This window comes from Salidesulfovibrio brasiliensis JCM 12178 (genome assembly GCF_001311825.1).
GTDB classification, from domain to species: domain Bacteria; phylum Desulfobacterota; class Desulfovibrionia; order Desulfovibrionales; family Desulfovibrionaceae; genus Pseudodesulfovibrio; species Pseudodesulfovibrio brasiliensis.
On record NZ_BBCB01000003.1, the window covers coordinates 96,998 to 103,519 of the forward strand.

General features: G+C 61.8%; 5 protein-coding genes. 1 reads left to right on the forward strand and 4 read right to left on the reverse strand.

Going from position 1 to position 6,522, the window contains the following annotated elements:
• The first annotated feature begins 28 nt into the window (after positions 1-28).
• Positions 29-1,171, forward strand: a complete 1,143-nt coding sequence (locus JCM12178_RS02565) for a putative bifunctional diguanylate cyclase/phosphodiesterase (RefSeq protein ID WP_245628574.1) — start codon at positions 29-31, stop codon at positions 1,169-1,171.
• Between the two features lie 18 nt (positions 1,172-1,189).
• On the opposite strand, the gene JCM12178_RS02570 is transcribed toward JCM12178_RS02565, so the two are convergent.
• The 4 genes from JCM12178_RS02570 to JCM12178_RS02585 form a co-directional block, all read right to left on the reverse strand.
• Positions 1,190-2,473: a nucleotide sugar dehydrogenase gene (locus JCM12178_RS02570; RefSeq protein ID WP_054648493.1), complete on the reverse strand. Its 1,284-nt coding sequence runs from the start codon at positions 2,471-2,473 to the stop codon at positions 1,190-1,192.
• An 18-nt stretch (positions 2,474-2,491) separates the two neighbouring features.
• Positions 2,492-4,045: a glycosyltransferase gene (locus tag JCM12178_RS02575; protein WP_054648495.1), complete on the reverse strand. Its 1,554-nt coding sequence runs from the start codon at positions 4,043-4,045 to the stop codon at positions 2,492-2,494.
• Positions 4,046-4,048: 3 nt separating this feature from the next.
• Positions 4,049-5,749: an HlyD family secretion protein gene (locus JCM12178_RS02580; protein WP_054648497.1), complete on the reverse strand. Its 1,701-nt coding sequence runs from the start codon at positions 5,747-5,749 to the stop codon at positions 4,049-4,051.
• 84 nt (positions 5,750-5,833) lie between these two features.
• The coding region (locus JCM12178_RS02585; protein ID WP_054648499.1) for a nucleoside hydrolase at positions 5,834-6,522 on the reverse strand (689 nt) is incomplete at its 5' end.

Genomic DNA, 6,522 nt, shown 5'->3' on the forward strand with positions numbered 1-6,522 from the left:
TTTCATCGACCTCGACAACTTCAAGAACATCAACGACTCCATGGGGCATCCTGTGGGTGACACCCTCTTGCAGCAGGCGGGCAGGCGCTTGGTGGACGAAGTCGCGCCCGGTCAAACCGTGGCCCGCTACGGCGGGGACGAGTTCGTGCTGCTGCTGGAAAACGTGCGGGAAACCGACATGGTTTCCTTTGCCGAAAAGGTGTTGCACGCGCTTAAGCAGCCCTTTGTCATCAGTGGCACGGAGGTCTTTGTGACAACCTCCGTGGGACTGTCCATGTTCCCGCAGGACGCTGACGATCCGGCAACGCTGATCCGCAATGCCGAGATGGCCATGTATCAGGCCAAGGACTCCGGCAAGGACTCCTACAGGATGTTTGCCGCAGAGATGAACGAGCGCGCCCTGCGGCGTCTGGAGCTGGAGGCCAACCTCCGGCAGTCGCTTCTCAAGCGGGAGTTCGTGGTCCACTACCAGCCCAAGGTGTCGCTGACCACGGGCCGTGTGGTCGGGGCCGAGGCGCTGGTTCGCTGGTCCCTTGCGGACGGTTCGCTGGTCAGTCCTGCCGAGTTCATCCCTCTGGCCGAGGAGACCGGACTTATCGTTCAGCTTGGCGAGCAGGTTATAGAAACGGTCTGTGGGGATATTGAAGGGCGTGATTTCCCGTCAGATTTCCGCGTGTCCATCAACCTCTCCACCACCCAGTTCCGCCAGAAGGACCTCATCAAGTCCATCAGGAGCATCGTGGAGCAGTCGAACGTCAGTCCGCAGCAGCTTGAGTTCGAGATCACGGAATCCGTGCTCATGCAGGACATCGACCTGAACACGGCTGTGTTGGAGCAGATGGTGGAGATGGGATTCTCGGTGTCCATCGACGACTTCGGCACCGGGCACTCCTCGCTCTACTATCTCAAGAAGCTGCCCATCGAAACGCTCAAGATTGACCGCTCTTTCGTGCGCGACATCGTGACCGACCCCAGCGACGCGCTCATCGTGCAGACCGTGGTGCTCATGGCCGGGAGTCTGAACCTGCGCGTGGTGGCCGAAGGGGTTGAGACCAACGCACAGGCCGACCTGCTGCGCACCTTCGGGTGCAGCACCGTTCAGGGCTTCCTGTATGCCAAGCCCATGCCCTTCCTTGAATTCATGGCTTACCAGAAGGCCGTGAACACCTAGCCTACCAGTAGAGTCCGATCACCTTCGCGTGTCCGGCAGTCTGCCGGTGCCGTCAAGGTCGTAGAGCGGCTGCCCATCACGCCACGGCATGGCCGAGAGGTCTGTCTGCGGGAAGTGACGGCCCAGCACCACGACATCGCATTCGCGGACCATGGCCTCCGGGTCGGTGGTCAGGAGGCTTTCGTGCTGCGGCACGGTGTCGCGCAGGTAGCACAGGCTCGGGGCGCAAAGATGCTCGGGATCGAGTCCCGGATCATACGCTCTGACCTCAAGCCCCTTGCCGCGGAGCCGCTCGGCCAGTTTCACCAGCGCGGAGTCGCGTAGGTCGTCCGTATCCGCCTTGAACGCCAACCCGAACAGGCCCACTGAAGTGGGATTCGTTTCCATGACCCGCTCCGCAAGTTGGTCTATCTGGCCTTCGTTGGAGTTGCGGATATTTGCCAGCATGGGCATTTCCACGAACTCACGGCGACAGTATGCCGTGAGCGCGGCAAGGTCTTTGCCGAGACAGCTTCCGCCGTAGGCGAATCCGGGCCGGAAGTATTTTGATGAAATATTGAGCTTGGTGTCTTCGCAGAACATTTCCATGACTTCGCGCGAGTCCACGCCCATGGCCGCGCAGGAAAGGCCGATTTCGTTGGCGAAGGTGACCTTGAGCGCGTGGAAGCAGTTGTCCGCGTACTTGAGCATGGAGGCTTCCTTGGGGCCGCACTGGAGTATCGGGGCATTGATGCCGGGATACAGCGCGTCGCACGGGCCGAGGGCGGCCTCGTCGCTGGTGCCGAACACGATCTTCGGCGGGGCGAAAAAATCCGCTACAGCGGTTCCTTCGCGAAGGAATTCGGGATGCACCGCATAGGCTGCGGGCTGCCTGCCATCCAGCAGAGCGGTGATGTCATCAAGTATCCTGCCGTGCGAGACGGGCAGGGCGGTGGAGCGCACGAAGACCGGAACCACGCGGTCCAGTTCCAGCCGGGCACGCACGATCTCCAACACCACCGCGCGCAGGGTGGAATCATCAAGCATGCCGCCGCGCGTGGACGGAGTGCCAACACAGACAAAGGCGCAGTCTGCGGTCCGGAGCGCTTCGATAAGGTCGGTGGTTGCTCGGATTCTGCCTTGTTCCACATGCTTCGAGACGAGCTTGTTCAGGCCCGGTTCGGTCACGGGAACGGCTCCGGCGGCAAGTGCTTCCGCTCGGTCCCTGTTTACGTCCACGCCAATGACTTCATGCCCCAGCTCGGCAAGGCAGCCGAGGGTGGTGCTCCCCACATATCCGAGGCCGATGGTTGCGATAATCATGAGTATTTCCCTGAGGTTCTAGTCCAAAAAAAGGTGTTTCAAAAAGTCCAGCGGCGGTGGGTGAAGCACCCCGATGTAGACCAGCACGAAGAAGAAGAGGGCCGAGACGTAGATGAGGGTGAGGTAGGAGGCAAAGAGTGTCTTGAGCCGCCACTTGAGGGTCTCTTCAAAGTTGAGGTGCTGGTCCTGCCTGTTGGCCCAGCGCTGCATGGGCAGGCGGAACAGGATGTAGATTTTTACCACTGCCGCGGCCAACTGGTTGATGTAGAGGATGAACGGGAATGCCAGATCCACCCGCTTGGCGTAATAGAAAAGGAACATGCTCAGGAGCAGCCGGGTTGAGAGGACCCACAGCACATAGGACGAGAAGAAGACCGGGGAAATGACGAACCCCGCCGAGATCATGGCCAGCGGGCCGCACAGACTGGTCCACATGGCGATGCGCTGGTCCACGATGCACCACCAGATGAAGAATCCGACCCGGCGCGGACCGAGCGCGATGGCCCGTGAGCCGTTGCGCAGCATGTTGCCGGACCAGCGCAGCAGGTTCTGGATGCTGCGCTCATAGGGGTCGCCCTCCACCACGTCCACGGTCCAGACAAGTGCGTCCGGAACGTACATCATTCTGGCTCCGTCCTTGAGCAGCACGTACCACGAGCTTTTGTCGTCCCCGGAGAGGAACCGGAAACGCCCCCAGAGCCAGTGGGTCAGGTGGTCTTTTTCGATAAGCTCCACGAATTCGGGCCGTGTGACCTTTTCGGCGCGGAAGACGCTCATGCGTCCGGTGAGCGTGAGAACCTTGCCGGAGAGAGCGTGGGACTGCATGGCGAGGTGGCGCTGGGCAAAACGCAGGTCTATCCAGCGCTGCATCCAGCGGGGGCCTCTTACCACGCCCATCTCGTCGGTGGTCAGGGCGTGCATCTCCCTGTCCAGATGAAAATGGGGCAGACAGCGTTCAAGGCATCCCGGTGCGAGGATGGAGTCGCCGTCCATGAAGACAACGGGGGTGTCCTTGTGGACCATGCTCCGCGAAATGGCCCTGAGGGCGAGGCCGATGGCCACGCGCTTGCCCGGCTGGTTCTGGCGCACGAAGGTCACTTCGATGTCGTCGTTCGGGGCCAGCCGGTTGATCATGGAGGTGATGAGCCGTTCATCGGAAAAATGGCCGGTGCCGACGAACAGCCGGGCCGGGACACCCACGGAGCGCGTCTCCTGCACGATGCTGCGGATCACGTGTTCGGTGATGTCCCGCTTTTCATGAAAGGTGGTCATCATGTAGATGACCTCTCTCGGTCTCCAGCCGCTGGCCCAAAGGTCTTCGGCCTTGGCGCGTTTATGGGGATAGGCCAGTTTTGCGTAGATGAGCGAGCGCACGAAGTGGGTGAACCACCACGCGTAGCGCCACGTTCCGAGCACGCCGAGGATGATGATGACGCGGCCGGAGTCGCTGTCCCAGATGTTGTTCGCAACGCTCTGGAACCCGATGAGCAGCAGGCCGATGAAGACGTACAGCTTGAAATACTGGGCGGCGCTCATCCGCCGCCGTTCGTGGTGACCGGCCGGATGGGGCATGGATCAGTTCTCCGTCTGTCCGAAACCCGCGTCAGGGAACTTCGGAGGCGGCGGGACCGGTGCCTGATAGATGCCCCGGCGGATGGTCTCCGCCTCTTCGGCGGGCATCTTCTGTTCGCTGTCGTAGCCAAAGATGGCAAACAGCCGGTCCATCAGTTCGGAGGTGGTCACGCGGCGGAAGTTGACCACCGCCGGAAGCCCGGTGGGTACTTCCCGGTTCAGGCCCGGCATGTCCTGCTGGGCGAACTCCACGATGGCCAGCGCAGAGCGGTCGCGCGAGGTGCGCCACTTGAAGCGGCTCTCCATCTCGCTGACGAATCCGCTGGTGCGGTCGATCATGACCACCCGGCCGTCCACGCGCAGGTCGAGGGCGGGTATGAAGACCATGGCGGTGTCGCCGAGCTTGATGCTCTCCACCTCGTCCTGCGTCAGGTAGGCGGTCACGAAGCGGTCCTTGTCCTCTTCGATGATGGCGAGCTGCTCGCCGGTCTCCACGGTGTTGCCGACGGTCTTGAAGACCTTGACCACCGTGCCGTCAAAGGGCGACTTCAGCACATACTTCTTGAGCTGTTCGCGGGCCACCTCGAGCTTCTTGCGGGCGATGTCCACCGCGCTCTCGGCCTCGTCGAGTTGGGCCTTGATGCCGAGCGTTTCGCCCTCCACCTGATTGCCGGAGAAGAAGAGCCCCTTCTTGAGTGCGGCAAAGGAGTCGCGGGCCATCTGCAGCTCGGCCCGCGCTTCCAGCAGGTTTCGCTCGATGGTCGTGACGCGCTGCTGTTCGCGTTCCACTTCGGAACGGCTCAGCACGCCCTGATCAAGAAGCTGCTGCTTGCGCCTGAGTTCCGCGCGGGCCAGCTCCACCTCTTCCTGAAACTTGTCAACCTTGTCCCGCGCCGCCTTGAGGCGCGAGCTGCCCACCTGTCGGTAGATGCCGAGCGAGATATTTTCGGCCTCCAGCCTGTCGCGCAGGTTGCGGTAGCGGTACTGGGCCGCTTCCACGGCCACCTCTGCCAGCCGCACGGCTTCCATCTGCCGGGCGTTGTAGAGCATGATGATGGGTTGGCCCTTGCTGACCCGCCCGTCGTCCGGAACGAGAATCTTTTCAAGGATGCCGTTCTGCGGCGATACAAGCGGCTCCACGTGAGCCGCGACCACGCCCGCGTCCACTTGTATGCGGAAGAATGTGGAGTAGAGGGTGATGGCGATGTAAACGCTCACCGCTAGGCCCACGGTCAGATACAGCCCGGCCACGATGACGCGCTTGATCTGCCGCCGGGCGGGAACCTTTTCTCCCTTGGGCGCTGACGAGAGCTCCACCGGAGTCACCGGTGTGTCGATGCGTCGGATCGCTTCTCCCGCAGTCCCCATTTCACCGGAAACGAGTCCCTGACTGAAGTAGGTCAGCACATCTCTGGTGCGTTCATCCATGTCGATAAACTGGGCGGCCAGCGTGCGTTTTTCAGCGTCATAGCGGACCACTTCGCTTTTTTGGACAAAGGAGATTGCGTATCCCTGAAAGTTGATGCTCACGACTGCGTCAAAGCGGTATCCCTTGCGCATGTCGAGGTCGATGTCTTCTATGCGGAACCCGCCCATGGACCAGTCCGAGGACTTGTAGACGGTGTCGCCGATCTCGATGGTGATGGGGGCGGATATCCTGTAGTGCATGCGCTGGCTTGGCGCTTCGTGCTTGATGTTTGCCATGGCGAGTACGGAAGTTGAGGTTTCGGGTTTAGATGAAAGCGTACATCAGATTCGCGCGGGCTACATCAAAAAAACAGGAATAATTCACACGTTGCCGAACACCCTGAGCCGGTCGCCCACCAGCGTCTCGGCTGCGGCGATGTCCACACCGGACGCGACGCGCACTGTCGGCCCGTTTCCGTTTTCTCGGAGAAACGTGCCGTCCGGTTTCAGGAGCGTGTCCATGTCGACGAGCATTTCCCTGTAGGTGCAGATGTCCGGGGCAAAGGCCAGCGCCAGCGCGAGGGGATCATGGAGGTGTGCGCCGGGGAGCTTACGGGTCTTCATGCTCCAGCGCAGCCACGGCATGCACGCGGCGTGGAGGTATTCTCCGAAGGGTCGCCCGCAATCCTCAAGGGGGGCGATGTCCCCGGGCCGCAGAAAGACCTGCATGGTCACGTTGGCCGGGACCACGGTGACGGGAATGCCGGACTCGAACACCGCTGCCGCTGCCTCGGGATCGAAGAGCGGGTTGAAGCGCAGCGTGTCGCGCCAGACCTCGGGCGGGATGTCCGGTGTGGAGTTCTCCCAGTCTGTTGCGGTATCGGGAAACGCCCCGCCCATGTGGATGATCTCGCGGACCCTTGCGGCTTCGTCAGGGAACTCTCGCACGAGCATGGCCGCGTTGGTCAGCGAGCCGGTGCACACAAGCGTCAGCCCGTCCGGTTCCGCGGCAGCGCATTCGGCCATCAGCACGTGCGCCGGGCGCGGGTCCGGCTCCCCCTGCGGTTCGG

Bases quoted from the DNA above. Each gene is read 5' to 3' on its own strand.
- JCM12178_RS02570 (WP_054648493.1), bottom strand. From the start codon at position 2,473: ATGATTATCGCAACCATCGGCCTCGGATATGTGGGGAGCACCACCCTC.
- JCM12178_RS02575 (WP_054648495.1), bottom strand. From the start codon at position 4,045: ATGCCCCATCCGGCCGGTCACCACGAACGGCGGCGGATGAGCGCCGCC.
- JCM12178_RS02580 (WP_054648497.1), bottom strand. From the start codon at position 5,749: ATGGCAAACATCAAGCACGAAGCGCCAAGCCAGCGCATGCACTACAGG.